Genomic DNA, 25,732 nt, shown 5'->3' with positions numbered 1-25,732 from the left:
CATTCGCGAATCGCTATCCGGCGTCGAGAAAGCAGGCGATGCGCTCCGCCATGTCTTCGGCGGGTTCATCCCGGCGGAAGTAGTCCACGAACCCCGCTTCGGGAAGGGTCAGGTAGCTGAAAGTGGAATGATCGACGAGATAATAGTCGTCCCCGTCCTCTGACGGCTGCTTCTTGTAGTAGGTCCGGTAGGCCTGGCTTGCGGCCTTGATCTGTTCCGCGGTGCCGGTCAGGCCGACCATACGGGGGTGCAGGTAATCGGTGAAATCGGCCAGCTGTTCGGGGGTGTCGCGTTCGGGGTCGATAGTGATGAAGACAGGCTTCACGCTGTAGCCGCGGTCTTCCAGCAGCGTCGCGACCTCCGCGTTGCGGGCGGCGTCCAGGGGGCAGATGTCGGGGCAGTAGGTGTAGCCGAAGTAGATCAGCGCAGGTTCGTCGATGACCTCTTTCTCGGTCACGGTGGCGCCGGTTTCGTCGACCAGGGTGAAGGGGCCGCCGATCTGGTCGCTGCCGCCGGCGATGGCGCTGGCGCGGCACTGGGCGTAGCGGTCGTCGCCGCCGCCCATGGTGACCAGCCACATCACGGCAGAGAGCAGGAGGATCACCGCTCCGGCAGCGATGGCGTAGATGCGGGTCATGGCGGGATCCTTCCGGCGATTGCGTGCGGGTCGGTGCAGTCTTATCAACGGAGTCCAGAGTTTCAATCGGGACACGTCAGCGCAGCCGCCATGACCGACAGGGATTTCGAGGTTCTCAAGGGGCGTGAGCGGGGCAACTGGATCCGTCTGCGCACCATCATCCTGCTGCGGTGGGGTGCCGTGGCGGGGCAGTTCGCCGCGCTGACCGTCGCGCGGGAAATCTACGGGCTGAACCTGGAATACGGCTGGTGCCTGCTGGTCGTGGGCATGTCGGTGATCGGCAACCTCGTCGCGACCTTCATCTTTCCCGAAAGCAAGCGCCTGTCCGAGGTCGAGAACCTGCTGATGGTGCTGTTCGACCTGCTGCAGCTGTGCCTGCTGCTGTATCTGACCGGGGGGCTGCACAATCCGTTCTCGATCCTGATCGTGGGGCCGGTGACGGTTTCGGCCATGGCGCTGTCGGGGCGATCCACGCTGTTCATCGGGACGGTGGCGATCGTCGGGGTGACGCTGCTCACGGAACTTCACCTCCCGCTCAGGACGGCGCAGGGGTTCATCCTGCAGATCGCCGATGTCTTTGTCTTCGGGCAGTGGCTGGCGATCGTGATCGCGGTGATCTTCCTTGGCATCTATTCCCGCTGGATCGCGACCGAACTGCATTCGATGTCCGACGCGCTTCAGGCGACGCAGCTGGCGCTGGCGCGGGAACAGAAGCTGACCGACCTTGGCGGTGTGGTTGCGGCGGCGGCGCATGAGCTGGGGACGCCCCTGGCGACGATCAAGCTGGCCTCTGCCGAACTGGCGGAAGAGCTGTCGGACCGACCCGACCTGGCCGACGACGCGCGGCTGATCCGCGAACAGGCGGACCGCTGCCGGGACATCCTGCGCTCCATGGGCCGGGCGGGAAAGGACGATCTGCACCTGCGGCAGGCCCCGCTGACCGCGGTGATCGAGGAGGCGGCGGAACCGCATCAGGGACGCGGGCGGGCGATCCACTATGAATTCGACAACCCGGAGGACACGGGCGCGGTACCGCAGATCCTGCGACGGCCCGAACTGATCCACGGGCTGCGCAACCTGATCCAGAACGCGGTCGACTTTGCCACGGCCAATGTCTGGGTCGAGGCGCGGTGGAGCGGGACGGAGATCTCTGTCCGGATCATGGACGACGGGCGGGGGTATGCACCGCAGGTGATCGGCCGGATCGGCGACCCCTTCGTGCGGCGGCGTCGGGCGTCGGGATCCGGGCACGCTCGGCCGGGGTACGAAGGCATGGGGCTGGGGCTGTTCATCGCCAAGACGCTGCTGGAACGCACCGGAGCCGAACTGAGCTTTGCCAACGGTCCCGACCGCGACTCCGCCTCCGGCAGCGGGCAGGAACGGAGCGGCGCAATCGTCGAAGTGGTCTGGCCCCGGCGCAAGATCGACGCGCGTGATGGGGATACTCCGGCGCCGGTCGGGCGGAACCGCCCTTTTCTGCCATGACGTCAATTGGCGTCAAAAATGATAGATCTTAACCACCTGTTTACCATTTTGCTGTTTCTATCCCGACGGGGAAGGAACGGGGATCGGGTTGCAGATCGGTTTGTCACATATCACCCTGGTGCTGATCGTCAGTCTTGCGACGGCAACGGCCGCGGTGCTGATCATCCAGTTGCTGCCGGGCTACCGCCGCAGGCGCGGCATTGCACGGAAGACAAGCGGCGGGATGCGGATGATCCGGGGGCGGATCGTCGATTGCGACGCGGACCTGACCCGGCAGCTGCAGCGGGATGACTGGGATAATACGCTTCCGTCCCTTCGCAAGTATTTCTCGTTCCGGTACAGCGACGTTCCGGCCGAATTCGTCGGCGATACGGACGGCACCGTCACCTATCCGGCCCGCGACCCCGAGGATCCGTCTCTTCTCCGCATCGCGCGGCGCGGCCAGAGCGTGAGTGTGGACCTGGTCGACAGTTCGGTGGCCGATCCCATGTCCGCGCATCTCAGGCTCTACCGGGACCGCATCCGCGCGCTGACCCGCTGGTCCGCGATGACAGCGCCCTATCCGGTGTGGCTGACGGATGTGGACGGCTGCCTGTTGTGGTCCAACACCGCCTACGCCCAGATCGAGGCGGAGAGCGGCGGCGCGCGTCCCGACGGCCGCCCCGCCCTGCCGCCGGAGGGAGAGGTGCGCGGGCTGCCCGACCGCGAACAGCGCCGGATCCGCTTCCGGCCGACCCCGGCGGTGCAGGAACGCTGGTTCGACCTGACGGAGCGGGCGTTCGAGGGCACGCATCTGTTCCACGCCATCGACGTGACCGCCGTGGTCCGGGCCGAGGTCGCGCAGCGGACCTTCGTCCAGACGCTCACCAAGACCTTCGCGCAGCTGTCGACCGGGCTGGCGATATTCGACCGCAACCGTCAGCTGGCCCTGTTCAATCCGGCGTTGATCGACATGACCGCCCTGACGCCGGAATACCTGTCCGGGCGACCCGGATACCTGTCCTTCTTCGACAAGCTGCGGGACGAAAAGATCATGCCGGAACCGCGCAGCTATTCAACATGGCGGGACCAGATCCTCGACCTTATCGCGGCGGCGGAGGATGGGCGGTACCAGGAGACATGGACGCTGGCCAACGGCTGCACCTATCGCGTCACCGGGCGGCCGCATCCGAACGGCGCCGTGGCCTTCCTGTTCGAAGACATCAGCGCAGAGATCACCCTGACCCGGCGTTACCGCGAACAGCTGGACCTGTCGCAGGCGGTGATGGAGTCGCTGGACGATGCGCTGGCGGTGTTCTCGCCGCAGGGCGTGCTGAGCTACACCAACGAATCCTACCGCGATCTCTGGCAGCTGCCGGAGGAGAACTCCTCTCTCGACCAGTCGGTCCGCAGCGCGACGGGCATGTGGCAGGACCGCTGCGAACCCAGTCCGATCTGGGGGGATTTCCGCGATTTCGTCGTGGGGTTCGACGAGCGCACGGAATGGGACGCCTCTGTCCGGATGCGCGACGGGCGGATGCTCGACTGCCGGTTCAAGCCGTTGCAGGGCGGCGCGACGCTCGCCACTTTCCGCGTGGCACAGGTCAGCCGGCTTGTCGGGATCCAGGGGCGGCGGTGACGGCGGGTCGCGTGGCGCCCGCCCGATGCGGGGCCTTGCAGGCGACTCCGGCGTCGGTAAAGTCGGCGCATGGATCATTGCCACCGCCGTTACCTGTCCCGTTCCGCCGACGAAACCGGCGATCTTGCGCGCCGCATCGGGGCCGGGCTGGAACCGGGGCACGTGCTGCTGCTCGTGGGACCGGTCGGTGCCGGAAAAACCCATTTCGCCCGCGTGCTGATCCAGTCGCTGCTGGCCGTTGCCGAGGACGTGCCCTCCCCCACCTTCACGCTGGTGCAGACTTATGAGGGGCGGCGGGCGGAGATCTGGCACGCGGACCTCTACCGCCTGACCGCGCCGGACGAGGTGGTCGAACTGGGGCTGGAAGAGGCCTTCGACACCGCAATCTGCCTGGTCGAATGGCCCGACCGGCTTGGCGATCTTGTGCCTGAGGATGCGCTGACGCTGACGTTCACCGTGACCGGGACCGACACGCGCCGGATCGACGCGACGGGGCCGGCTGCCTGGGATCCCCTTCTCCCCGAAGACATGACCGGAGCCTTCCATGCCTGACACCGCCCGCGCCGCCCTGCTGGCGGATTTCATCGGCACAACCGACTGGGCCGGGGCGGATCGGACCGTTCTGGCGGGCGACGCCTCCAACCGCCGGTACGACCGGCTGCGGCGGGGCGGGGAGAGCGCGGTGCTCATGGATGCTCCGCCGGAGAAGGGAGAGGACGTGCGCCCTTTCCTGTCGGTGGCCGCCTATCTGTCGGGTCTCGGCCTGTCGGCGCCACGGGTGCTGGCGCAGGATCCGGATGCCGGGTTCCTGCTGATCGAGGACCTGGGCGATGACCTTTTCGCCCGCGTGACGGCGCGCGATCCGGGGGCGGAGATGACGCTCTATGCCGCTGCGACGGACGTGCTGGCCACGCTGCACGACGCGCCGCCCATGCCGGGACTGGCGCGGTACGATGCCGCAACGATGACCCCGCTCGCCGCGCTGGCCTATGACTGGTATCTCGCGGAAAGCCTTGGCCGGAACGACGCCGCCAAAGCCGCTTTCTGCGAGGCCTTCGCGCCGCTGCTTCAGGCCGAGACCAGCTGTACCGTCACCACCCTGCGCGACTATCACGCCGAAAACCTGCTGTGGCTGCCGGGCCGAGACGGGGCGGCGCGGGTCGGCCTGCTGGATTTCCAGGACGCGATGATCGGGGATGCGGCCTATGACCTCGTGTCGATGCTGATGGATGCCCGGCGGGACGTCGGCGCAGAGGTCGAAGACGCGATGATTGCCCGGTTCTGCGCGGCGACCGGCCAGGGCCGCGCCGGGTTCGAGCGGCGCTATCACGTCGTCGGCGCGCAGCGGAACCTGCGGATCCTCGGGGTCTTTGCCCGGCTGTCGCGGCGGGACGGCAAGCGGCACTATGTCGACCTGATCCCGCGGGTCTGGGGGCATCTGATGCGCAACCTGTCGCACCCGGCGCTGTCCGGGATCGCGGGGCTGGTGAAGGCCGACCTGCCGGTGCCGGAGGCGGCGATCCTCGACAGGCTGCGGCGATGACCCCGCAGGCGCTGATGCTGTTCGCCGCCGGTTTCGGGACCCGCATGGGCGCGCTGACCGCCGACCGGCCGAAGCCGCTGGTCAGGGTCGCGGGGCGGCCGCTGATCGACCATGCGCTCGACCTGATCGACCCGGTCGTTCCCGGCCCGGTCGTCGCGAACCTGCATTACCGGGCGGCGCAGCTCGAGTCGCATCTGGCCGGGACCCGCGTCGTAACCCTGCGGGAGAAGCCGGAGATCCTCGAGACCGGTGGCGGGTTGCGGAATGCGCTGCCTCTGCTCGGGTCCGGGCCGGTCTGGACGATGAACTCCGACGCGGTCTGGGCCGGGCCGAACCCGCTGGCCCTGCTGCGTGACCAGTGGGAGGAGGGGATGGAGGCGCTGCTGCTTGGCATCCCGCCAGACCGCGCCGTGGGGCATACGGGCGCGGGTGACTTCCTTCCCGGTCCGCCGGCCGCGCGCGGACCGGGACTGATCTATTCCGGCGCGCAGATCATCCGGACGGAGGGGCTGACCGATGTGCAGGAAGCCGCGTTTTCACTGAACCTGCTCTGGGACCGGATGCTCGCGCGGGGCACGCTGCACGTCATACCATACGACGGCGAATGGTGCGATGTCGGGCGGCCCGAGGGGATCGCGCTGGCCGAAGCGATGCTGGCCCGTCATGTTTAAGCCTTCCGACAGACCCCGCGTCTTCGGACTGCCGCCCGGCGCGGATTTTCCCCGTCATCTTGTCGACGGGCTGATTGAAAAGACAGAGGGGCTGCCGCCCGAGGTGCTGGGCCGGACCACGCTGATCGTGAACACGCGGCGGATGGCACGGCGGATCCGGTCGCTGTTCGACGCCGGGCCGCCCCGCCTGTTGCCGCGCATCCGGCTGGTGACGGATCTGGGGGAGACATTCGCGCTTGGCACCATTCCTGCACCGGTGCCGTTGCTGCGACGGCGGCTGATGCTGGTACAGCTGGTGCAGGCGCTGATCGAACGGGAGCCGGACCTCGCTCCGCGCGCCGCTCTCTACGACCTGGCCGACAGCCTCGCCCGGGTGTTCGAGGAGATGCGCGGAGAGGGAGTTTCCTTTGACGCGATCCGGCGCATCGATGTGTCGGGGCATTCGGACCACTGGGCGCGGGCGCTGCGGTTCCTGACCATCGTGGAACAGATCGAGGGCGGCGGCACGGCCCCCGATCCGACCGCACGGTTGCGTATGGTTGCCGAGCATCTCTCTGCGACCTGGCCGGATTCACCGCCACCGGGGCCGGTGATCGTGGCCGGGTCCACAGGATCGCGGGGGGCGACGAACCTTCTGATGCAGGCTGTCGCGCGGCTGCCTCAGGGGGCGGTGGTGTTGCCGGGCTACGATTTCGACCTGCCGGACGCGGTCTGGATGGAACAGCTGTCCGACCCGCTTCTGGCAGAGGATCATCCGCAGTACCGGTTCCGCGCGCTGACCGCCGCGCTTGGCCTTGAACCGAAGGATGTAGAACCCTGGATCGGATCGGTTCAGAACGACGCCCGCAACAGCCTGGTGTCGCTTGCGCTACGACCCGCACCCGTCACCGACCAATGGCTGGCGGAAGGGCCGCGGCAGGACCCGGCGGCGGCCATGGCGGGTGTGACCCTGGTCGAGGCGCCTTCGGCCCGGGAAGAGGCGCAGGCGATTGCGCTGCGGTTGCGTCAGGCGGCGGAGGAGGGGGTGCGCGCGGCGCTCATCACCCCCGACCGGCTGCTGGCGCGTCAGGTGACGGCGGCGCTGACCCGGTGGGACATCCTGCCCGACGACAGCGCGGGGGAGCCGCTGCACCTGACGCCGCCGGGCCGGTTCCTGCGGCAGGTCGCGGCGCTATCGCACGACAGGGGCGGCGCGGCGGGGCTGCTGGCACTTCTGAAACACCCGCTCTGCCATACCGGGGCGGAGAGGGGGACGCACCTTCTGCTGACGCGGGCGCTCGAGTCGGAGCTGCGGCGCGAGGGGCCGCCGTTTCCCGATGCGGGCAGCCTGCGCGGTTTCGCGGCGGAACAGCCGGATGCAATGGCGCGCGACTGGGCCGAATGGGCCGGTACCTGCGCCATCGCCGGAGAGGACGCGGAGCCGCGCGCCCTGACGCAGCGGGTCGGCGACCTGATCGCGCGGGCGGAACGGCTGGCGGCCGGATGCGGTGCGGAGGGGTCCGGGCGGCTGTGGGAGGGGAACGACGGCGCGGATGTGCACGCGAAGCTGGCGGAACTGGCCGCGGCGGCGGAGGTCGCGGGGGATATCGGGGCGGAGGATTTCACCAACCTCGTCACCGCGATCCTATCCGGGGCGGAGCAGCGCGACAGCACAATTCCCCATCCGCATATCCTGATCTGGGGCACGCTGGAAGCGCGGGTTCAGGGGGCCGATCTGGTCATACTCGGCGGGTTGAACGAAGGCAGCTGGCCGGAGGCCGCCGCGCCCGATCCCTGGCTGAACCGCGCGATGCGGGCGGAGGTCGGGCTGCTGCTGCCGGAACGGAAGATCGGCCTGTCCGCCCACGACTTCCAGCAGGCCATTGCCGCGCCCGAGGTCTGGATCACCCGTGCCCTGCGCGGGTCCGAGGCGGAGACGGTCGCCTCGCGCTGGCTGAACCGGATCACCAACCTGCTCTCCGGTCTTGGTCCCGTGGGGCAGGATGCACTTGAGGGTGCGCGGGTCCGTGGCCGGCACTGGCTGGGTCTGGTGGCGGCGCTGGATGCTGTGGACCCGGTCCCTCCGGCCCCCCGCCCTGCCCCGCGCCCGCCCGCCGCCGCCCGTCCGCGCAAGCTGTCGGTCACTCAGGTCAAGACGCTGATCCGCGACCCCTATGCGATCTATGCGCGGGAGGTGCTGCGGCTGCGCCCTCTCGACCCGCTGATGAAAGCGCCGGACGCGCTGATGCGGGGGATCGTCAGCCACGAGGTTCTGGAGCGGTTCGTGAAAGAGGTGACGGCGGACCCGGCCGCGCTGCACGCCGGTCATCTCGTGGCGCTGACCCGCGAGGTACTGGAGCGGGAGGTGCCCTGGGCGGAGGCGCGGCTGCTCTGGCTGGCGCGGATGGCGCGGGCGGCGGTGGATGTGGTCGGCGGAGAGGCCGTGCGGCAGGAGATGGGGCGGCCCGCGGGATATGAACTGCCGGGGCGCGTGGTGCTGGAGGGACTGGATTTCGCACTGACCGCAAAGGCCGACCGGATCGACCTGGACGGCAACGGCAACGCGCTGATCTACGACTACAAGACCGGGCAGATGTCCTCTGCCGCGATGCAGATGAGCTTTGATCTGCAGCTGCTGCTCGAAGCGGCGATGGCGGAACGGGCAGGGTTTCACGGGCTGGATCCGCGACATGTGATCCGGGCGGCGTTCATCGGGCTGGGATCGGACACGCGGGAGATCGAGGCCCCGCTCGACCAGCTCTCTTCCGATGAGGTCTGGGCGCGGTTTTCGACCCTGATCCGGCAGTATCTGGACCCGGCACAGCCCTTCACCTCGCGCCGGGCGATGTTCAGCGTGGCGACGGAGGGGGATTACGATCACCTCGCGCGGTTCGGGGAATGGGACGTGGCCACCGACCCCACGCCGGAGGATGTCGGATGATGCGAGACGACGCCACGCAGCGGCAGGTGGATGCGGCACGGCCCGACAGGTCGACCTGGCTTGCGGCCAATGCCGGGTCGGGCAAGACGCGGGTGCTGACCGACCGGGTGGCGCGGCTGTTGCTGGACGGGGTCTCGCCGCAGCATATCCTCTGTCTCACCTACACCAAGGCCGCCGCGACCGAGATGCAGAACCGGCTGTTTCGCCGGCTCGGGGCCTGGGCGATGCTGCCGGACGATGCGCTCCGGGCGGAGCTTGCCGGGCTTGGCGTGGACGACGCCGTCGATGCCGGGCGGCTGCGGCATGCGCGGACCCTGTTCGCGCGGGCGATCGAGACGCCGGGCGGGCTGAAGATACAGACGATCCATTCGTTCTGCGCCTCCCTGCTGCGGCGGTTCCCGCTGGAGGCCGGGGTGAGCCCGCAGTTCACGGAGATGGAGGACCGAGACGCCGCCCTTCTGCGCGCCCGGGTGATCGAGGACCTTGCCGAAGGGCCGGACAGGGGAAAGGCGCGCGACGTTCTGGCACGCGTCGCGCTGCAGTATTCCGGCCAGACGCTCGAGGCATTGACCGGCGCGATTGTCGGCCATGCGGAGGTGCTGTCACGCCAGCCGGGTCGGGCGGCACTGGCGGCAGAGCTTGACCTGCCGGAGGGTTATGACGCGGATCGGGTTCTGGCGGAGGTCTTCCTCGGGTCGGAAACGGAGGATCTGGCCGCGCTCGCCACGCTGGCGCGGGACGGCTCGGTCACCGATCAGAAGCTGGCGGGGAAACTGGCGGGGATCGCCGCCCCGGACATGGACGCGCTGTTGGTGCTGGAGGACTGCTTCCTGACCGGCGCGACAGCGAAAGTGCCGTTTTCGGCCAAGATCGGCTCTGTTCCGACCAAGGGGACGCGGGGCAAGGCGCCCGATCTGATGGACCGGATCGACGCGCTCATGGGCCGGGTGGAACAGGCGCGGGACCATCGGCTGGCGCTGGCGTTGCTGGACAAGACAGACACGCTTTACGACTTTGCCGGGCTGTTCCTGCCCGCCTATGCACGGGCGAAGCTGCTGCGCGGGGCGATGGATTTCGACGACCTGATCCTGCGCGCCCGCGACCTGCTGACCAACCCCGAGGTGTCGGCCTGGGTGCTGTTCCGGCTGGACGGCGGGATCGACCATATCCTCGTGGACGAGGCGCAGGATACCTCCCCTCAACAGTGGCAGGTGATCCAGGCGCTGGCGCGGGAATTCACCAGCGGCTCGGGCGCACGAGAGGACCGGGTGCGCACGATCTTCGTCGTCGGGGACAAGAAGCAGTCGATCTATTCCTTCCAGGGCGCGGATCCGTCGGGGTTCGACCGGATGCGGGATGATTTCGCCGAACGGCTCGACGCGCTTGGCCGGCCGCTGCAGCGGCTGGCGCTGGCACATTCCTTCCGGTCCTCTCCGGCGATTCTGTCGCTGGTGGACCGCGTTTTCGAAGGTCGGGCGGAGGCCGGGTTTTCGCCGGAGGAGACCCACATCGCCTTCCATGACGCCCTGCCCGGCCGCGTCGATCTCTGGCCGCTGGTTGAGAAGGTGGAGGCCCCGGACAGCGGTGCATGGGACGACCCGGTGGACCTGCCCGGAGAGCGGGATCACGACGTGGTGCTGGCCGACCGCATCGCCCGGTCCATCCGCGATATGATCGACGCCAGGACACCCCTGCCGCTTGGTGGTGGCCGGGCGCGGGCGATCCATGAGGGCGATATCCTGATCCTCGTCCGGCGGCGGCGCAGGCTGTTTCACGAGATCATCCGCGCCTGCAAGGTGCAGGGGCTCGAAATCGCCGGGGCCGACCGGTTGCGGATCGGCGGCGAACTGGCCGTCAAGGACCTGACCGCCCTGCTCGCCTTCCTCGCCACGCCCGACGACGAGCTGAGCCTTGCCGCCGCGCTGAAATCCCCCCTGTTCGGCTGGACTGAGGGGATGCTGTTCGATCTGGCCCACGGCCGGACCGGATCACTGTGGCGCACGCTGGACCGGCGGACGGATCACGAGGACACCCGGCGGGTGCTGCGCGACCTCCGCGACCGGGCGGATTTTCTGCGGCCCTACGAGTTGCTGGAGCGGGTCCTGACGCGACACGACGGGCGGCGCAAGCTGATGGCACGGCTCGGGGTGGAAGCGCAGGACGGCATCGACGCGCTGCTGGATCAGGCGCTTCAGTACGAACGCAACGAGGTGCCCAGCCTGACCGGGTTCCTCGTCTGGCTTCAGGGCGACGACCCGGAGGTCAAGCGACAGATGGAGAGCGCGGGGTCGCGGATCCGGGTGATGACGGTGCATGGATCCAAGGGGCTGGAGGCGCCGGTGGTCTTCCTGCCCGAAACCCAGGCCCGGCGGGAAGACCTGCGTGGAGAGATCGTCTCCGACGACGGGTTTGCCTGGTGGAAGGTATCGGCGGCAGAAGCCCCTGCCCGCCTGCGCGACCTGCGAGAGGCGAAGCTGGACAAGCAGCGGGAGGAAGCGGACCGGCTTCTGTATGTGGCCATGACGCGGGCGGAGAAATGGCTCATCGTCGCGGCGGCGGGCGATCTGGGGAAGACCGGCGACACCTGGTACGACCGGATCGGCGGGGCGATGCGCGATCTCGGGGCGGAGGAGCGGGTTCTCGAAGGCGGCACGGGGCTGCGGCTGGAGACCGGCGACTGGGCCGGACTTGCGCTGACGGAGGATCGCACTGCGCCGGAGCCCCTGCCCGTCCTGCCCGACTGGGCGCGGCGGCGCGCGCCCGTGGCGGAGGGGCCGGTGACCACGCTCAGCCCGTCCGAACTCGGCGGGGCCAAGGCGCTGCCGGGCGAGGCGGGGCTGGACGAGGCGGCGGCCAAGCGGCGCGGGCGGCAGGTGCACCTGCTGCTGGAGCATCTGCCGGGCGTGGCGGAGAGCGAATTCGGGGATCGCGCGGCGCGGATCCTGGGCGAGGGGCCGGACGGTGCGGAGGGGGCTGAACTGGACCTGCTGAGCGGCGAGGCGCGGCGCGTCCTCACCGCCCCGCATCTGGCACCCCTGTTCGGGCCGGAGGCGCTGGAGGAGGTGGCGATTTCAGCCCCACTCGACGCGCTTGGCGGCGCGCGGGTGCATGGCACGATCGACCGGCTGGTGGTGGAGGACGACCGCGTTCTGGCGGTGGACTTCAAGACCAATGCCGTGGTGCCTGACATGCCCGCCGAAGTGCCCGACGGCCTGCTGCGCCAGATGGGGGCCTATGCCGCCGCGCTGTCGCAGGTCTATCCGGGGCGGCGGGTGGATGTCGCGTTGCTGTGGACGCGCACCGGGACGCTCATGGTGCTGCCGCAGGATCTTGTGATGGCGGCGTTGCGGGCCACAACCGCTTCTTGAACTTCCGCGATGTGCTCCTTACCTTTGATCCCCAAGCGCAGCCCAGATCCTCAGGAGAAACCGATGTCCACCGTGGCCGTAACCGACGATACCTTTGAAACCGAAGTGAAAAACTCAGACGTTCCCGTTGTCGTGGACTTCTGGGCGGAATGGTGCGGCCCCTGCAAGCAGATCGGCCCGGCCCTTGAAGAACTGGCGGAAGAGTTTGGCGACAAAGTGAAAATTGCCAAGGTCGACGTCGATTCGAATCCGAACTCCCCGATGCAGCTTGGCGTGCGCGGGATCCCGGCGCTGTTCATCTTCAAGAACGGCGAAGTGGTGTCCAACCGCGCGGGCGCTGCACCGAAGGCGTCGCTGAAGTCCTGGATCGAAGAGTCGATCTGAGGCCGGATACCGTTTTGAAAGATTTTCGAGGGCGCTCGTCGGAGCGCCCTTTTTCATGTCCGGACATCACGACCGGGCGTCCGGGTCCGGCAGGTTCTCCTGCACCCATTTCGGGGCGACGTGGATATCCACCGTGCGCAGGATACCGGGGCCGAGGTTGTGGAACTTGTGCGGCTGCCCCGCCGGACCGAAGACGATATCGCCGGCCTGCGCCTCGATCTCCGTTCCGCCGACGGTGAACAGGGCGCGGCCCTCGAGCACCACGAAGATTTCGTCATAGTCGTGGACGTGCAGTTTCGGGCCCTTGCCGATCTCTTCGCTGGTGTACATCAGCACGGTCGCGCCGGTGCCGAACCTTTCGCCGTCGACATGGCCAAGCCATGCAGGCGGGGTGCGGGACCATTCGGACTGCGGGATGCGGAGGGGGGATTTCATGCTCTGCTCCTGTCGTCAGATGCTCCAACCGCCACGGATCAGGGCCTCGCGGATCCTCTCCTTGACGTCCGGACGGCCGGCGTTGATGCAGTTTTCCTGCCAGAACCACCAAAGGTAATGGGCATAGTCGGGTGCATGCGTCGCGATGCCATCGAATGCGCCCAAGTCCTGAGGCGAGGCGGTCAGGCAGATGTGGTGAAAGTCGATCTTCGCAAAAAGGATCGACGGCTTGCCGAAAAAGAACGCGTTGAAGGCGGCTGCGGAGTTCATCGTGACCACGTAGTCGCAGCGGGCCAGCATGTCCTTCATCGCGCCGGTCAGGATCGTCAGGCGCGGGTTCCGGGCGGCGAGGCTGTGCAGCGCGTCCAGCTCGTCGGCACCGTAGGTTTCCTTCGGGTGCAGGGTGGCGACGACATCGCGGGCGGGATCGGCGGCGAGGGTGAGGGAGAGCATCTCGACCGGCGTGCAGCTTTGAAACGACCGGTGATCAAGCAGCCTGCCCTGAAGGGGCACATATATCAGACCCTCGCGTTGCGGCGCTTCAGTCAGGCCGGGAAACAAGCGCTCGCGCCAGCGGTCATAGGTCCGGCGGGCGGGCTGATCGGCCACGCTTTGCGGCTGGAAGGGTTGGCTCGCGACATGCCAGTTCCACCGCTCTGCCGTCGTCTCGATGGCCCAGAACGGGTAGTGGTAGGCACGGCGGAACGTCAGCCCGCCGGGTGGCGGCGGGGCCATGTGGGTCAGTGCGGGCGCATCGGCGCGAAAGGGCGTGCCGAGGGGCGCGAAGGCGACACCGTACCCGGCGTCCCGCAGCACGTCGGTGACAAGGCCGATGAAGTTGTGACGGCCGTCGCGGGCGCTCTGCAGTAGAGGCTCTTCAAGGTAAATGGTGACGGCGCGCGGCATGCCGCGACGCTACTGCCGCCATCGGCCACCGGCAAGGTGGCGGGCCAGATGGCGGGCCAGACGGTGGGGTTGTGGTCCTGTTCCGTCGACCGCATATAGGCAGTCACGCAAAGGAGGACCGGCATGGCGGATCATCACGGATCAGGCGACTTTCCCGGCTGGCACGGCACCACCATCATCGGAGTCCGCAAGAGCGGCCAAGTGGTTGTCGCCGGGGACGGGCAGGTGAGCATGGGCCAGACGGTCATGAAGGGCACGGCGCGCAAGGTACGCCGGCTGTCGCCCGGCGGGCATGACGTGGTCTGCGGATTTGCCGGGTCGACCGCGGATGCCTTCACGCTTCTGGAACGGCTGGAGGCAAAGCTCGAGGCGATGCCGGGCCAGCTGCAGCGGGCCAGCGTGGAACTTGCGAAGGACTGGCGGACGGACAAGTACCTGCAGAAGCTCGAGGCGATGCTGATCGTGACCGACGGGTCGGAGTTGCTGGTCATCACCGGCGCGGGCGACGTGCTGGAACCGGAGCATGACGTTGCGGCCATCGGATCGGGCGGCAACTATGCCCTGGCGGCGGCGCGGGCCTTGATCGACACCGATCTGGGGGCGGAGGAGATCGCCCGGAAAGCCATGGGCATCGCTGCGGACATCTGTGTCTATACCAACGGCAACCTGACGGTGGAGACGATCGGCTAACCGGCCTTCTTCGCCTGCATATAGGCGCGAAGGACGGCGTTCATCCGGGTCTGGTAGCCCTTGCCTTCGGTTTTGAAGAAATCGAGCACGCCCTGGTCGACGCGAAGGGAGACCCGCTGCCTGGGTTGGGGGACCACGAGGTAGACCAAGCCGCCCCTTCAATCCAGCCCGCGAAATGCGTACATCTGCCCCGGATATCGGAAAGGACTGACATGACCGACCTGACACCGCGCGAAATCGTATCGGAGCTTGACCGGTTCATCATCGGCCAGAAGGACGCCAAACGCGCCGTTGCCGTGGCCCTGCGGTCGCGCTGGCGGCGGGCGAAGCTGGCGGACGACCTGCGGGACGAGGTGTTTCCGAAGAACATCCTGATGATCGGACCGACCGGTGTCGGCAAGACGGAGATCTCGCGACGCCTGGCCAAGCTGGCCCGCGCGCCCTTCATCAAGGTGGAGGCGACGAAGTTTACCGAGGTCGGCTATGTCGGGCGGGATGTGGAACAAATCGTGCGCGATTTGATGGACTCTGCCATCGCCATGGTGCGGGAACAGATGCGCGAGGACGTGCGCGCCTCGGCCCACAAGCTGGCAGAGGACCGGGTGATCGAGGCGCTGGCCGGAACGGATGCGCGCGAAGGCACGCGGGAGATGTTCCGCAAGAAGCTTCGCAACGGTGAGCTGGACGATACAGAGATCGAACTGGACCTGGCGGATACCTCCAACCCCATGCCGATGCTGGATATACCGGGGCAACCGGGCGGACAGATGGGGATGATGAACCTGGGCGACATCTTCGGGAAGGCGTTCGGCGGGCGGACCGTGCGACGCAAGCTGTCGGTGGCCGAAAGCTATGAGGTCCTGATCGGAGAGGAAGCCGACAAGCTGCTGGACGACGAGACGGTGAACCGCACCGCGCTGACGGCGGTCGAGGAGAACGGCATCGTCTTCCTCGACGAGATCGACAAGGTGTGCGCCCGATCGGATGCGCGCGGGGCCGACGTCAGCCGCGAAGGCGTGCAGCGCGACCTGCTGCCGCTGATCGAAGGCACGACGGTGTCCACCAAGTACGGGCCGGTCAAGACCGACCATATCCTGTTCATCGCGTCGGGCGCGTTTCACGTGGCGAAACCGTCGGACCTGCTGCCCGAACTGCAGGGGCGGCTGCCGATCCGGGTTGAGCTGAAATCGCTGACAGAGGCCGACTTTGTGGCGATCCTGACGGAGACGGACAACGCCCTGACCCGCCAGTACACGGCGCTGATGGAAACCGAAGGCGTGAAGGTGACCTTTACCGAAGACGGGATCGCGGCGCTTGCCCGGATGGCGGCGGACGTGAACCAGTCGGTCGAGAATATCGGCGCCCGCAGGCTCTATACCATCATGGAACGGGTGTTCGAGGAACTGTCCTTCCACGCCCCCGACCGTACCGGCGAAGAAATTTCGGTCGATGCGGCCTTTGTCGAGGCTAATATCGGCAAGCTGGCGGCGTCTGCCGATCTGAGCCGCTACGTGCTCTGATCGCGCCGAAATTCTGGCGCTCCCGGGCCTGGGCGGGTATCCCGGAGGGGCTGAACCCCGGGTTGCCTGATGCGTCTGTTCCTGTATCTGATCGTCGTCGCCGTGCTTTGCGGATGTGCGGATCCAACGCGCATGCTGCTTGTTCCGGAGGCCGGGACAGTCGGCGATCATCAGAAGGTCGTGGTTGTCACCAACCGCGCAAGGGACGCCGCGGGGAATTACGGTGGCGGGCGCGCCGCTGCTTTCACCTATCTCGACGTCGGCGTGTCTATCCCGCGGGACCGGCGGCCGGGAACGGTCCCGGTGTCCTATTCCAATCCGGTGCCTGGTCGTCACTTCGTGCTGACCAGAAGCGACGAGATCGGCAGCAAGGCAGCGTTCCTGAGCACCCTGCGCAGGTCGCTGGCAGAGCTGGCGCCGGCGGAGCGGGACATCACGATCTTCGTGCATGGCTACAACACCTCATTCAGCGACGGCGTTTTCCGTACGGCGCAGCTGGCGCACGATTTCGGGCTCAAGGGTGTCGCCGTCGGGTTTTCCTGGCCGAGTGCGGCGCATCCCCTGGGCTACAGCCACGACAGGGACAGCGTTCTTCTGGCGCGCGACGGGCTGGAGGAGATGTTGCGCGACGTCTCCCGCGCGGGCGCGCGCAACGTGGTGATCGTCGGCCATTCCCTGGGGGCGATGCTGGTGATGGAGAGCCTGCGGCAGATGGCGATCGCCAACCCCGGCCTGCCGGACCGCATTCTCGACGGGGTGGTGCTGATCGCGCCCGACATCGACACGGATCTGTTCCATGCGCAGGCCGGGCGGATCCGTTTCCTTCCGCAGCCCTTTGCCATCTTCGTGTCGCAGAAGGACCGGGCGCTGATGCTGTCGTCCAGGATCAACGGGCGTTCGAACAGGCTGGGGACGCTGGACAGTGCGAACAGCCTGTCGGACCTTGACGTCACCATCGTCGACGTTACGGCGTTTTCAGGCCCCGCGGCGCAGTCGCACATGACGGCTGTGAGCTCTCCGGCGCTGATCGCGCTGCTGTCGCGCAGCCGGGAACTGAGCACGAGCTTCGCACGTGCGGGGCAGGATTCACGCGGCGGACTGCCGGGGGTGGCGGTCACGGTCAGCAAGGCGACGCAGCTGATCCTGTCGCCGGGGCTTCTGAGAAACTAGCGCAGCCTGCGCAGGTACACGTAGTAGGCCCCGCCGCCGCCATGGCTGATGTGGGCGGGCGTGACCTGCAGGATCAGCTGCGACAAGGGCGGAACGCTCAGCCAGTGCGGGACATGGTGGCGCAGGATGCCGCGGCGGACAGGGATCGGACCGTCGGAGTCACGATCCTTGCCCTTTCCGGTGATGACCAGAACCAGCCGTTTGCCATCGCTCGCGGCGCGCATGATGAAGCCGGTAAGCGCAGGGTGCGCACGGTCCAGCGTCATGCCGTGCAGATCGATGCGCGCATCCGGAGAGAGTTTCCCGCGCTTCATCTTCGTATGCATCTTGCGGTCCATCCGAAGCGGCGCGTCGGTCAGGCGGTCGCTGACCGATCCCATGAGGTCATGGCCGGGCCCCCTGCCCTGCGCCGTCTGGCCGATGCGGAAGGTCGGCAAGGGGTCGGGATCGGCGGCGCGGGGCTTCTTGGGCTTCGGCCGCTGTTCCTCTGTCCGCGACAGGGGGCGGTTGATCCGGTCGGCGGTGCCGGCGACCCGGTTCCAGAGTTCAAGCTCCTCGGGTTTCAGGCGGCGACTCACAGGCTGTCACCCGGCAGCATGGCATAGGCGCGCTGGATGGGGAGGAGGACGACCATCCGCCCCGGATCCTTCAGCCGCCCGGCCAAACGCCCCGCCTTGTCGCCGGTGCCGACAAAGATATCCGCGCGCTGCGCCCCCTTGATGGCCGATCCGGTGTCCTGCGCGACCATCAGCCGGTTCATCGGCAGGGTGCCGTCCTTTTCCACCCAGACCGGCGCGCCGAGCGGCGTGTAGGACGGATCGACGGCGACCGAGCGACCGGCGGTGACGGAACGGTTCATCGCACCGACGGGGCCGTCCTCGGGCGCGACCGTGTCGACCACCCGGAAAAAGACGTAGGAGGCGTTGTGGCGGAGCAGCTCCGCCCCCTCCTCCGGGTTGCGGCGAACCCAGTTCTTGATGACCTGCGCGGAAACCTGATGCGCCGAATAGGTGCCGCGCCGCACCAGTTCCTGCCCGATGGAGCTGTATTCCTGACCGTTCTTGCCGCCATAGCCGACGCGCAGCACCTTTCCGTCCGGCAGGCGGATGCGGCCGGAGCCCTGAATCTGCAGGAAGAACAGTTCGACGGGATCGTCGACCCACGCGATCTCGAGCCCCCTTCCCTGCAGGACTCCGGAAGTTTCGATGTCGCGGCGCGACAGCCAGGGCTGCTGGCGAGCCTCGGGCGGCATGCGGTAGAGCGGATGGCGGTAGCGCGGGGTCGGGGTGAGAGAGCCGTTGAGCTCCGGTTCGAAATAGCCGGTGAAGAGCGCGGGATTGCCGTCTTCGACCAGAACCGGGGTGAAGAACAGTTCAAAGAAGGTGCGGGCGTTGGTTTGTTGCTCCGCGACCGTGCACAGCGCCTGCCAGTCGGGCGCAGAAAGGTCGGGGCAGGTGTTGAGGAACACACGCAGCGCGGCGGCGTGGTCGTCTGCGTCCCAGCCCCGCAGCGACGAATAGTCCAGAACGGTGAGGGACGGCGGTTCGGCCTGCCCTGTGCCGGGCAGGGTCAGAGCGGCCAGCAGGGCAGCCAGCCGCGCCAGAGTCATTCGCCGGTGGCGACCAGCTGCCAGTTGGGATCGTCGGTCCCCATCCGGCGGGCAAAGGTCCAGATGTCGCGCTGCGTCTTGGCGGTCTTGGGATCGCCTTCCACCACCTCGCCGGCGCGGTCACGCACGGCAAAGGTCAGCTGCCCGACGAAGCGCACGGTCAGTTCCGCCTCCTGCGTGGCGTCGTCGAGCTCGGCGTCGACCAGCTGGAGTTCCTTGACTCCCAGGAAATCGGCCTCGACCGTCAGGCCCTTGACTTCGCGATCCTCGACCACGAAGGCAAAGGATTCATAGACGTCATCGGACAGGAACGGCTTGATCTCGGCCAGTTCGCCGCGTTCGAACCCCATCAGGATCATTTCGTAAGCGCCGCGTGCACCGCCGAGGAATTCACCGACGGAGAATGAAGGTTCCAGCGCCTTCATCCGGGCCAGCGCGCCGGCCGCGGGGCTGTCGGCCGGGACGTGGTCGACGATGTCGGGGTCCGGGCCGCCGTCGATCACCTCAAAGCTGCCGCGACGCTCCGTCGTGGGGCCGGGCTGGGTGACCGGGGGCTTTTCGTATCCTTCCCGCGTGCCGAGGACGGAGCGCAGGCGCAGGATCAGGAAGATGGCGATACCCGCCAGCACCAGCAGTTGAAGAATGGGAGAGTTCATCGTTATCCCTTGGGCTCACTTCCGCGCAGGCCATGGAAACGGCCCGGTTCCCTTCCTATGTAGGTGACGGGTTGCAGTAAGTCTACCGCACCACCGACGACAGGAGATACCCATGTGGCTGTTGCTGGCCTTCATCGCCGTTCCCATGATCGAGATCGCGCTGTTCATTCAGGTCGGCGGGCTGATCGGGCTTGGCTGGACGCTTCTCATCGTTCTGGGGACCGCGATCCTCGGAACCTACCTGATGCGGGCGCAGGGGGCGATGGCGCTGAACAATCTGAAGCGCAGCTTTTCGGAGATGCGCGATCCGTCAGAACCGCTGGCGGATGCGGCAATGATCCTTGTGGCGGGCGTGCTGCTACTGACACCGGGCTTCTTCACCGATGCGCTTGGTCTTGCACTGCTGACACCGCCGGCGCGGCACGCCGCGTTCCGCTGGCTGCGGCGCAACGTGAAGGTGACCAGTTTTTCCTCGGGACCGGGGCAGCGGCCACGCCCGCCCTTCCGCGACGACGTGATCGACGGAACCTATCACGAAGTCGAACCGCCCAAGCGTCCGACACATCACCCTTCCGGCTGGACCCGGCACTGAACCTGCCATTGAGGCAAGGGCCGCTTCCTGTTAGACGCCGTATCGACCCAACATTCGGAGAGAACAGATGGCCGAAACCGGAAATGGCGCAGCAGCGCAGGCGGCACCTCAGATCAAGCTGAACGTGCTGACGCAGTTCGTGCGCGACATGTCCTTTGAAAACATCCTCGCCCGCAAGGCCGGCTCCGGCCAGGTGCAGCCGGATGTGAAGGTGCAGGTGGCGCTGGACGCGAAAAAGCGCGACACGGCGAACCAGTACGAAGTGATGATGAAGCTGACGGTCAAATCCGTCGCCCAGGGCACCGACGACGCGCTGTTCCTGCTGGAACTGGAATACGCCGGGGTCTTCAACATCGAGGGCGTGCCGGATGACCAGATGCATCCCTTCCTGCTGATCGAATGCCCGCGGATGCTGTTCCCCTTCGTGCGCCGGATCGTCAGCGACGTGACCCGCGACGGGGGCTTCCCGCCGCTGAACCTCGACAATATCGACTTCGTGAACCTCTATCGCAGCGAACTCCAGCGCCGCGCGGCAGAGCAGACCGCGCAGGCCTGAGGCCTAGTAGCGTTTCCAGACAGCGCCGTCGCCCAGCTTTTCGACAAACGCAGCATGGGCGGCGGCTTCGTTTTCCGTGATCCGCGACGGCAGCGGCGTCGGGCGGGGCCGCGGCCGCCAGTCATCTGCGGTTCCGGTTTCCGACGACCCGGCAGAGGTGGCGAGCGCGAAGTCCGGTTGCCTTCCGCCAATCAATTCCAAGTATACCTCGGCCAGGATTTCGGAGTCGAGCAGCGCGCCGTGCAGCGTGCGCGAGGAGTTGTCGATCCCGAACCGGCGGCACAACGCGTCGAGCGAGGCCGGGGAGCCGGGGAATTTCTGCCGCGCGATGGCCAGCGTGTCGATCGCCTGATCCCACGGCAGCTTCGGCAGGTTCAGCCAGCCCAGCTCGGCGTTGAGGAATTTCATGTCGAAGCTGGCATTGTGGATCACCAGCTTGGCGTCCTTCACGAAGTCGAGAAAACCCTGCGCGACATCGCGGAACTTCGGCTTGTCGCGCAGGAAGTCGTCGCCAAGGCCGTGAACCTCGAACGCCTCCTGCGGCATGCCGCGTTCGGGGTTGATGTAAACGTGATAGGTCTCTCCGGTCGGGACGTGGTTCCAGAGCTCGACGCCGCCGATCTCCACAATCCGGTCGCCCTGCTCGGGATCGAAGCCGGTTGTTTCGGTATCGAGGACAATCTCACGCATCTTTCAGCTTTTCCCTGGCTTCTGCGACAATGGCCCGGACCTGCTGGCGGGCGTGGTCCAGAGTATCGGTGATGACAACCCGATCCGCCAGAGCACGCTTTTCCGCATCGGGCATCTGCTTGGCTCGGATCATCTCGAACTGGTCTTCTGTCATGGTGCCGCGCGCCAGCACCCTGTCGCGCTGGATCTCGGCGGGGACCGAGACACAGACGGTCAGGTCCACCATCCGCTGCCCGCCGCCCTCGAACAGAAGGGGAATGTCGAGCACAATAATGTCGGCCGTGGCGGCGGCGATGAAGGCCTGACGGTCATCTGCCACCAGCGGATGCACGATCGTTTCGATCCGACGCAGAGCAGTCCGGTCGGCGGAGATCGCGGCCTTCAGCGCGTCCCGCGACACCGCACCGTCGATCACGGCCTGCGGAAAGGCGGCGCGCATCGGTTCCACCGCCGCGCCGCCGGGGGCGTACAGCCGGTGGACCGCCGCGTCGGCATCCCAGACGGCACAGCCTTCGTCGGCAAACAGCTTTGCGGTTGTGGATTTGCCCATGCCGATGGATCCTGTGAGGCCGATCAGGAAAGTCATGCGAGCACCGCTGCGCGGGTGGCGTCTGTGACCTCCGGCTTGACGCCGAACCAGCGTTCGAACCCGGGAACCGCCTGGTAGAGCAGCATGCCAAGCCCGTCGACGGTCCGGCATCCGGCGGCGGCGGCTTCCTCCAGCAACCGGGTGCGCAGGGGGGCATATACGATGTCGGTGACCAGCTGGCCGGGGTGCAGCGCGTCGAGCTTCATGCGCAGCGGTTCCTTGCCCGTCATGCCGAGAGACGTGGTGTTGACGATCAGCGCGGCGTCCCCGATCTCTCCGGCGGCCTGTACCCATTCGACCACATCAATGTGGCGGCCGAACTCTTCGGCCAGCCCGTCTGCGCGGCTGCGGGTGCGGTTCGACAGGACGATGCGGGGCACACCGGCGTCGATCAGGCTGGCAAGGATCGCGCGGGCAGCGCCGCCAGCGCCGAGCACAAGCGCCGGGCCTACTTCGGGATCCCAGTCCGGGGCATTGCGGCGCAGGTTTTCGACGAATCCGTATCCGTCCGTATTGTCGGCATGAACAGCGCCATCCTGCCGGAAAATCAACGTGTTGGCGGCACCGATCAGCGCCGCACGGTCTGAAACGACGTTGGCCAGTTCCAGCGCGCGCTGCTTGTGCGGGATCGTCACATTCGCGCCGACGAAGCCGAGCTTGGGCAGGGTGGCCAACGCGGTTTCCAGATCATCCGGGCGGACGTGCAGTGGCACGTAGTGGCCGGGCAACTGGTAGGTGTCGAGCCAGTGGCGGAAAAGCGCAGGCGACTTGGAATGCGCGACCGGATGTCCGATGACTCCGGCGAGCGGCACGCGGGGCAGGGGGGCCGGGTCTGTCATGTGCGGATGACCTCGCGGTCCTGGAGGAAGGTGAGCAGGGGCAGAAGCGGGAGCCCGAGGATCGAGAAATAGTCACCGTCGATGCGGGAGAACAGGCGGCTGCCCTCCTCCTCGATCCGGTAGACGCCGACGGATGTGCCGAGCTCGGGCCAGCCACGATCAAGGTAATCAGAGATATAGGCGGGCGACAGCGGTCGCATGGTCATCCGCGCCTCTCCGACAAACCGCCAGACCGGCTGCGCGTCGTAAAAGATCACCGCGGCGGAATGCAGCCTGTGCGTCTTGCCGGACAGGCGGGACAGCTGGTCCGCGGCCTGTTCCCGACTCTCCGGCTTGGAAAATACAGTGCCATCGAGATCGAGGATCTGGTCGCACCCAAGCGTCAGCGCAGCGGGTTCCTTGACACCGACCCGCTGCGCCTTGGCCTCGGCCAGGGCGTCCGCGATGTCACGGGGGCGGGTGCCTTCCGCCAGGAGTGAGGCCTTGATGGCGTCCTCGTCGACTGGCGCCGTGCGGACGCGGAACGGGACCTGAGCGCGGCCCAGCAACGCGGCCCGGATGGCAGAACCGGAGGCGAGGATGAGGTCGGGCATGTGGATAAGATCCGGGAAAATCTCTGTGTGCGGGTAAGGATGGTTTCTGAAGAATTAACAGGGGTAAGGCAAGGCGGGCGCATCCATCCCCGTTGTCCCGCCGGGTTCACACAGCTCTCCCGTTGTTGGCCGGGATAACCCTGGAGGCGTGGAAGATTGTATGCGTCCCGAAGTTGCCACGGATTCTATCCCGAGCTAAGCGACGTAGCGTAAATTTTACAAGTTACTGATAATAAAACAATTTTCTGACAGGTATACTTCTGTTCCGCATTTTTCGCACAAGGTCATCCACAGGATGCGGCGAAATGTTGGCAAGACTGTGGCAAAGTCAGTAATCCACGGGATCCGCCTTCCCTACATATTACATCAATCTTTTCTTCTTTTTATTTTAGGAATACTGGGACGGAATGACTGACGTGCTCTCGACCCTCTACCCATGGATCAAGGCGTTTCACATCATGTCCGTGATCGCCTGGATGGCGGGGTTGTTCTACCTTCCCCGGCTCTTCGTGCATCACGTGGAACAGTCCGATAACGCGCGGATTGAAGAAACGTTCCGCATGATGGAGAAAAAACTTCTCAGGCTCATCATGAACCCGGCAAGCATCGCGACCTGGGTGTTCGGGCTCTGCCTCGTGTTCACCCCGGGGATCGTCGACTGGTCCATGGTGTGGCCCTGGACCAAGGCTGCGGCGGTGCTGGCGATGACGTGGTTTCATCACTGGCTGGCGCTGCGCAGGAAGGACCTGGAGAAGGGAACCAATAAGGTGAGCGGGCGTCAGTACCGGATGATGAACGAATTGCCGACGGTGCTGATGATCGTGATCGTGCTCTCGGTCGTAGTGAAGTTCTGACGGGCGGTCCTGAAAGATTGACTTGAGAGCCCGGGATCCCTATCTCCCCAGACCAAGTTGCCCGTCCGGGCGAAACGATTCCCCATTCTGAAAGACCTGCGCGCCGGCATCGGCCGCGTCCGGAGTATTGCATGACCGTCCAACGACTGAACCTTGCCGACCTGAAGGCGAAGAGCCCCAAGGACCTTCTGTCCATGGCAGAGGAGCTTGAGATCGAGAACGCCTCGACCATGCGCAAGGGCGAGATGATGTTCCAGATCCTCCGCGAGCATGCGGACGATGACTGGGAAATCGGCGGCGACGGCGTGCTCGAGGTGCTGCAGGACGGTTTCGGGTTCCTGCGGTCTCCCGAGGCGAACTACCTGCCCGGTCCGGATGACATCTACGTCTCGCCCGACATGATCCGCCAGTATTCCCTCCGAACCGGTGACACGGTGGAAGGGCTGATGAAGGAACCGGACGAGAATGAACGTTACTTTGCCCTGACCTCCGTCCAGAAGATCAACTTCGAGGATCCGGAGAAGGCGCGCCACAAGGTGTCCTTCGACAACCTCACGCCGCTGTATCCGGATCAGCGCCTGAAGATGGAGATCGAGGATCCGACGATCAAGGACCGCTCCGCCAGGATCATCGACCTGGTGGCGCCGATCGGGAAGGGGCAGCGGTCGCTGATCGTTGCGCCTCCACGGACCGGCAAGACGGTCCTGCTGCAGAACATCGCGCATTCCATCGAGACGAACCATCCGGAGTGCTACCTGATCGTCCTGCTGATCGACGAGCGCCCGGAAGAGGTCACGGATATGCAGCGGTCGGTGAAGGGAGAAGTCATCTCCTCCACCTTCGACGAACCGGCGACGCGGCACGTGGCGGTTTCGGAGATGGTGATCGAAAAGGCGAAGCGTCTGGTCGAACATAAACGAGATGTTGTTATCCTACTCGACTCTATCACAAGACTTGGTAGAGCGTTCAACACCGTGGTGCCGTCTTCGGGCAAGGTCCTGACCGGTGGTGTCGATGCGAACGCGCTGCAGCGGCCGAAGCGGTTCTTTGGTGCCGCGCGGAATATCGAGGAGGGCGGATCGCTGACGATCATCGCGACGGCACTGATCGATACGGGTTCGCGGATGGACGAGGTGATCTTTGAAGAATTCAAGGGCACCGGCAACTCGGAAATCGTGCTGGATCGCAAGGTTGCGGACAAGCGCGTGTTCCCGGCAATGGATATCCTGAAGTCCGGCACGCGGAAGGAAGACCTTCTGACCGACAAGATCGATCTGCAGAAGACCTTCGTCCTGCGTCGCATCCTCAACCCCATGGGGACGACGGACGCGATCGAGTTCCTGATATCCAAGCTGAAGCAGACCAAGACCAACAGCGAATTTTTCGAGTCAATGAACGGCTAAGACC

26 protein-coding genes are annotated in these 25,732 nt (G+C 66.3%); 15 read left to right on the top strand and 11 right to left on the bottom strand.

From position 1 onward, the window contains the following. Positions 1-13: 13 nt before the first annotated feature. A complete protein-coding gene (locus IEV87_RS18635; RefSeq protein ID WP_188479319.1) occupies positions 14-637 on the bottom strand; it encodes an SCO family protein in 624 nt (207 codons plus the stop codon). A 90-nt stretch (positions 638-727) separates the two neighbouring features. Here IEV87_RS18635 and regB point away from each other — a divergent pair, with 90 nt between their 5' ends. The 8 genes from regB (at position 728) to trxA (ending at position 12,626) form a co-directional block, all read left to right on the top strand. Further along, a complete protein-coding gene (gene regB / locus IEV87_RS18630; RefSeq protein WP_188479318.1) occupies positions 728-2,122 on the top strand; it encodes a sensor histidine kinase RegB in 1,395 nt (464 codons plus the stop codon). A 100-nt stretch (positions 2,123-2,222) separates the two neighbouring features. Next, a complete protein-coding gene (locus tag IEV87_RS18625) occupies positions 2,223-3,740 on the top strand; it encodes a PAS-domain containing protein (RefSeq protein WP_188479317.1) in 1,518 nt (505 codons plus the stop codon). 69 nt (positions 3,741-3,809) lie between these two features. Then, positions 3,810-4,292, top strand: coding sequence for a tRNA (adenosine(37)-N6)-threonylcarbamoyltransferase complex ATPase subunit type 1 TsaE (gene tsaE / locus IEV87_RS18620; RefSeq protein WP_188479316.1), 483 nt, complete (start codon positions 3,810-3,812; stop codon positions 4,290-4,292). Next, complete coding sequence (locus IEV87_RS18615; RefSeq protein ID WP_188479315.1) at positions 4,285-5,283, top strand: aminoglycoside phosphotransferase family protein; 999 nt, start codon at positions 4,285-4,287, stop codon at positions 5,281-5,283. The genes tsaE and IEV87_RS18615 overlap by 8 nt, the downstream gene beginning before the upstream one ends. Then, positions 5,280-5,954 (top strand): nucleotidyltransferase family protein, encoded by a 675-nt coding sequence (locus tag IEV87_RS18610; RefSeq protein WP_188479314.1) that lies wholly within the window; start codon positions 5,280-5,282, stop codon positions 5,952-5,954. Before IEV87_RS18615 ends, IEV87_RS18610 begins: the two co-directional genes overlap by 4 nt. Further along, a complete protein-coding gene (addB, locus tag IEV87_RS18605) occupies positions 5,947-8,874 on the top strand; it encodes a double-strand break repair protein AddB (protein ID WP_188479313.1) in 2,928 nt (975 codons plus the stop codon). Before IEV87_RS18610 ends, addB begins: the two co-directional genes overlap by 8 nt. After that, on the top strand, positions 8,871-12,242 hold the full coding sequence (gene addA, locus IEV87_RS18600) for a double-strand break repair helicase AddA (RefSeq protein WP_188479312.1): 3,372 nt from the start codon (positions 8,871-8,873) through the stop codon (positions 12,240-12,242). The genes addB and addA overlap by 4 nt, the downstream gene beginning before the upstream one ends. Positions 12,243-12,305: 63 nt before the next feature. Next, positions 12,306-12,626 carry a thioredoxin gene (gene trxA / locus IEV87_RS18595; RefSeq protein ID WP_188479311.1) on the top strand — a complete coding sequence of 107 codons (321 nt, stop codon included), beginning with the start codon at positions 12,306-12,308 and terminating at the stop codon, positions 12,624-12,626. A gap of 66 nt (positions 12,627-12,692) precedes the next feature. On the opposite strand, the gene IEV87_RS18590 is transcribed toward trxA, so the two are convergent. After that, a complete protein-coding gene (locus IEV87_RS18590; protein ID WP_188479310.1) occupies positions 12,693-13,061 on the bottom strand; it encodes a cupin domain-containing protein in 369 nt (122 codons plus the stop codon). A gap of 15 nt (positions 13,062-13,076) precedes the next feature. Continuing rightward, on the bottom strand, positions 13,077-13,967 hold the full coding sequence (locus IEV87_RS18585) for a hypothetical protein (protein WP_188479309.1): 891 nt from the start codon (positions 13,965-13,967) through the stop codon (positions 13,077-13,079). A 123-nt stretch (positions 13,968-14,090) separates the two neighbouring features. Here IEV87_RS18585 and hslV point away from each other — a divergent pair, with 123 nt between their 5' ends. Beyond that, positions 14,091-14,657 carry an ATP-dependent protease subunit HslV gene (hslV, locus tag IEV87_RS18580; protein WP_188479308.1) on the top strand — a complete coding sequence of 189 codons (567 nt, stop codon included), beginning with the start codon at positions 14,091-14,093 and terminating at the stop codon, positions 14,655-14,657. On the opposite strand, the gene IEV87_RS18575 is transcribed toward hslV, so the two are convergent. Continuing rightward, positions 14,654-14,806: a BrnA antitoxin family protein gene (locus IEV87_RS18575; RefSeq protein ID WP_188479307.1), complete on the bottom strand. Its 153-nt coding sequence runs from the start codon at positions 14,804-14,806 to the stop codon at positions 14,654-14,656. The genes hslV and IEV87_RS18575 overlap by 4 nt on opposite strands. A gap of 63 nt (positions 14,807-14,869) precedes the next feature. Here IEV87_RS18575 and hslU point away from each other — a divergent pair, with 63 nt between their 5' ends. Both hslU and IEV87_RS18565 read left to right on the top strand, forming a co-directional pair. Next, on the top strand, positions 14,870-16,177 hold the full coding sequence (gene hslU, locus IEV87_RS18570; protein WP_188479306.1) for an ATP-dependent protease ATPase subunit HslU: 1,308 nt from the start codon (positions 14,870-14,872) through the stop codon (positions 16,175-16,177). Between the two features lie 69 nt (positions 16,178-16,246). Then, entirely contained in the window at positions 16,247-17,347 is a 1,101-nt protein-coding gene (locus tag IEV87_RS18565) for an alpha/beta hydrolase (protein WP_188479305.1), read from the top strand. Here the strand turns inward: IEV87_RS18565 and IEV87_RS18560 are convergent. Genes IEV87_RS18560 through IEV87_RS18550 form a run of 3 tightly spaced genes read right to left on the bottom strand, consistent with a single transcriptional unit; the run spans position 17,344 to position 19,612 of the window. Continuing rightward, entirely contained in the window at positions 17,344-17,925 is a 582-nt protein-coding gene (locus IEV87_RS18560) for a Smr/MutS family protein (RefSeq protein WP_188479304.1), read from the bottom strand. The genes IEV87_RS18565 and IEV87_RS18560 overlap by 4 nt on opposite strands. After that, positions 17,922-18,956, bottom strand: coding sequence for a murein transglycosylase A (mltA, locus tag IEV87_RS18555; protein ID WP_188479303.1), 1,035 nt, complete (start codon positions 18,954-18,956; stop codon positions 17,922-17,924). The genes IEV87_RS18560 and mltA overlap by 4 nt, the downstream gene beginning before the upstream one ends. Then, entirely contained in the window at positions 18,953-19,612 is a 660-nt protein-coding gene (locus tag IEV87_RS18550) for a Tim44/TimA family putative adaptor protein (RefSeq protein WP_188479302.1), read from the bottom strand. The genes mltA and IEV87_RS18550 overlap by 4 nt, the downstream gene beginning before the upstream one ends. 112 nt (positions 19,613-19,724) lie before the next feature. On the opposite strand from IEV87_RS18550, the gene IEV87_RS18545 reads away from it, so the two are divergent. Continuing rightward, positions 19,725-20,204 carry an FxsA family protein gene (locus IEV87_RS18545; protein WP_188479301.1) on the top strand — a complete coding sequence of 160 codons (480 nt, stop codon included), beginning with the start codon at positions 19,725-19,727 and terminating at the stop codon, positions 20,202-20,204. A 67-nt stretch (positions 20,205-20,271) separates the two neighbouring features. After that, positions 20,272-20,760 (top strand): protein-export chaperone SecB, encoded by a 489-nt coding sequence (gene secB, locus IEV87_RS18540; RefSeq protein ID WP_188479300.1) that lies wholly within the window; start codon positions 20,272-20,274, stop codon positions 20,758-20,760. Positions 20,761-20,763: 3 nt separating this feature from the next. Here the strand turns inward: secB and dnaQ are convergent, their stop codons facing one another. The 4 genes from dnaQ to IEV87_RS18520 are packed head-to-tail and all read right to left on the bottom strand — an operon-like array spanning position 20,764 to position 23,471. Further along, positions 20,764-21,450 (bottom strand): DNA polymerase III subunit epsilon, encoded by a 687-nt coding sequence (gene dnaQ / locus IEV87_RS18535; protein WP_188479299.1) that lies wholly within the window; start codon positions 21,448-21,450, stop codon positions 20,764-20,766. Then, entirely contained in the window at positions 21,443-22,036 is a 594-nt protein-coding gene (coaE, locus tag IEV87_RS18530) for a dephospho-CoA kinase (protein WP_188479298.1), read from the bottom strand. The genes dnaQ and coaE overlap by 8 nt, the downstream gene beginning before the upstream one ends. Then, positions 22,033-22,878, bottom strand: a complete 846-nt coding sequence (locus IEV87_RS18525; RefSeq protein WP_188479297.1) for a shikimate dehydrogenase — start codon at positions 22,876-22,878, stop codon at positions 22,033-22,035. The genes coaE and IEV87_RS18525 overlap by 4 nt, the downstream gene beginning before the upstream one ends. Next, entirely contained in the window at positions 22,875-23,471 is a 597-nt protein-coding gene (locus tag IEV87_RS18520; RefSeq protein ID WP_188479296.1) for a Maf family protein, read from the bottom strand. Before IEV87_RS18520 ends, IEV87_RS18525 begins: the two co-directional genes overlap by 4 nt. Positions 23,472-23,878: 407 nt before the next feature. Between IEV87_RS18520 and hemJ the strand changes: the two genes are divergently transcribed. Together hemJ and rho are read left to right on the top strand one after the other, a co-directional pair. Then, entirely contained in the window at positions 23,879-24,325 is a 447-nt protein-coding gene (hemJ, locus tag IEV87_RS18515; protein WP_188479295.1) for a protoporphyrinogen oxidase HemJ, read from the top strand. A gap of 131 nt (positions 24,326-24,456) precedes the next feature. Further along, positions 24,457-25,728, top strand: a complete 1,272-nt coding sequence (rho, locus tag IEV87_RS18510) for a transcription termination factor Rho (protein ID WP_188479294.1) — start codon at positions 24,457-24,459, stop codon at positions 25,726-25,728. Positions 25,729-25,732: the final 4 nt, after the last annotated feature.

Source organism: Primorskyibacter flagellatus (assembly GCF_014638275.1).
Classification (GTDB): Bacteria; Pseudomonadota; Alphaproteobacteria; order Rhodobacterales; family Rhodobacteraceae; genus Pseudooceanicola; species Pseudooceanicola flagellatus_A.
This window is presented reverse-complemented; position numbering and strand designations above follow the sequence as displayed.

Coding starts and splice junctions, on each gene's coding strand:
- IEV87_RS18585 (WP_188479309.1), bottom strand. CDS start 13,967: ATGCCGCGCGCCGTCACCATTTACCTTGAAGAGCCTCTACTGCAGAGC.
- secB (WP_188479300.1), top strand. CDS start 20,272: ATGGCCGAAACCGGAAATGGCGCAGCAGCGCAGGCGGCACCTCAGATC.
- coaE (WP_188479298.1), bottom strand. CDS start 22,036: ATGACTTTCCTGATCGGCCTCACAGGATCCATCGGCATGGGCAAATCC.
- IEV87_RS18565 (WP_188479305.1), top strand. CDS start 16,247: ATGCGTCTGTTCCTGTATCTGATCGTCGTCGCCGTGCTTTGCGGATGT.
- IEV87_RS18520 (WP_188479296.1), bottom strand. CDS start 23,471: ATGCCCGACCTCATCCTCGCCTCCGGTTCTGCCATCCGGGCCGCGTTG.
- IEV87_RS18635 (WP_188479319.1), bottom strand. CDS start 637: ATGACCCGCATCTACGCCATCGCTGCCGGAGCGGTGATCCTCCTGCTC.
- IEV87_RS18550 (WP_188479302.1), bottom strand. CDS start 19,612: ATGAACTCTCCCATTCTTCAACTGCTGGTGCTGGCGGGTATCGCCATC.
- IEV87_RS18610 (WP_188479314.1), top strand. CDS start 5,280: ATGACCCCGCAGGCGCTGATGCTGTTCGCCGCCGGTTTCGGGACCCGC.
- tsaE (WP_188479316.1), top strand. CDS start 3,810: ATGGATCATTGCCACCGCCGTTACCTGTCCCGTTCCGCCGACGAAACC.
- IEV87_RS18615 (WP_188479315.1), top strand. CDS start 4,285: ATGCCTGACACCGCCCGCGCCGCCCTGCTGGCGGATTTCATCGGCACA.
- dnaQ (WP_188479299.1), bottom strand. CDS start 21,450: ATGCGTGAGATTGTCCTCGATACCGAAACAACCGGCTTCGATCCCGAG.
- hslU (WP_188479306.1), top strand. CDS start 14,870: ATGACCGACCTGACACCGCGCGAAATCGTATCGGAGCTTGACCGGTTC.
- addB (WP_188479313.1), top strand. CDS start 5,947: ATGTTTAAGCCTTCCGACAGACCCCGCGTCTTCGGACTGCCGCCCGGC.
- regB (WP_188479318.1), top strand. CDS start 728: ATGACCGACAGGGATTTCGAGGTTCTCAAGGGGCGTGAGCGGGGCAAC.
- trxA (WP_188479311.1), top strand. CDS start 12,306: ATGTCCACCGTGGCCGTAACCGACGATACCTTTGAAACCGAAGTGAAA.
- mltA (WP_188479303.1), bottom strand. CDS start 18,956: ATGACTCTGGCGCGGCTGGCTGCCCTGCTGGCCGCTCTGACCCTGCCC.
- hemJ (WP_188479295.1), top strand. CDS start 23,879: ATGACTGACGTGCTCTCGACCCTCTACCCATGGATCAAGGCGTTTCAC.
- rho (WP_188479294.1), top strand. CDS start 24,457: ATGACCGTCCAACGACTGAACCTTGCCGACCTGAAGGCGAAGAGCCCC.
- IEV87_RS18525 (WP_188479297.1), bottom strand. CDS start 22,878: ATGACAGACCCGGCCCCCCTGCCCCGCGTGCCGCTCGCCGGAGTCATC.
- hslV (WP_188479308.1), top strand. CDS start 14,091: ATGGCGGATCATCACGGATCAGGCGACTTTCCCGGCTGGCACGGCACC.
- addA (WP_188479312.1), top strand. CDS start 8,871: ATGATGCGAGACGACGCCACGCAGCGGCAGGTGGATGCGGCACGGCCC.
- IEV87_RS18545 (WP_188479301.1), top strand. CDS start 19,725: ATGTGGCTGTTGCTGGCCTTCATCGCCGTTCCCATGATCGAGATCGCG.
- IEV87_RS18590 (WP_188479310.1), bottom strand. CDS start 13,061: ATGAAATCCCCCCTCCGCATCCCGCAGTCCGAATGGTCCCGCACCCCG.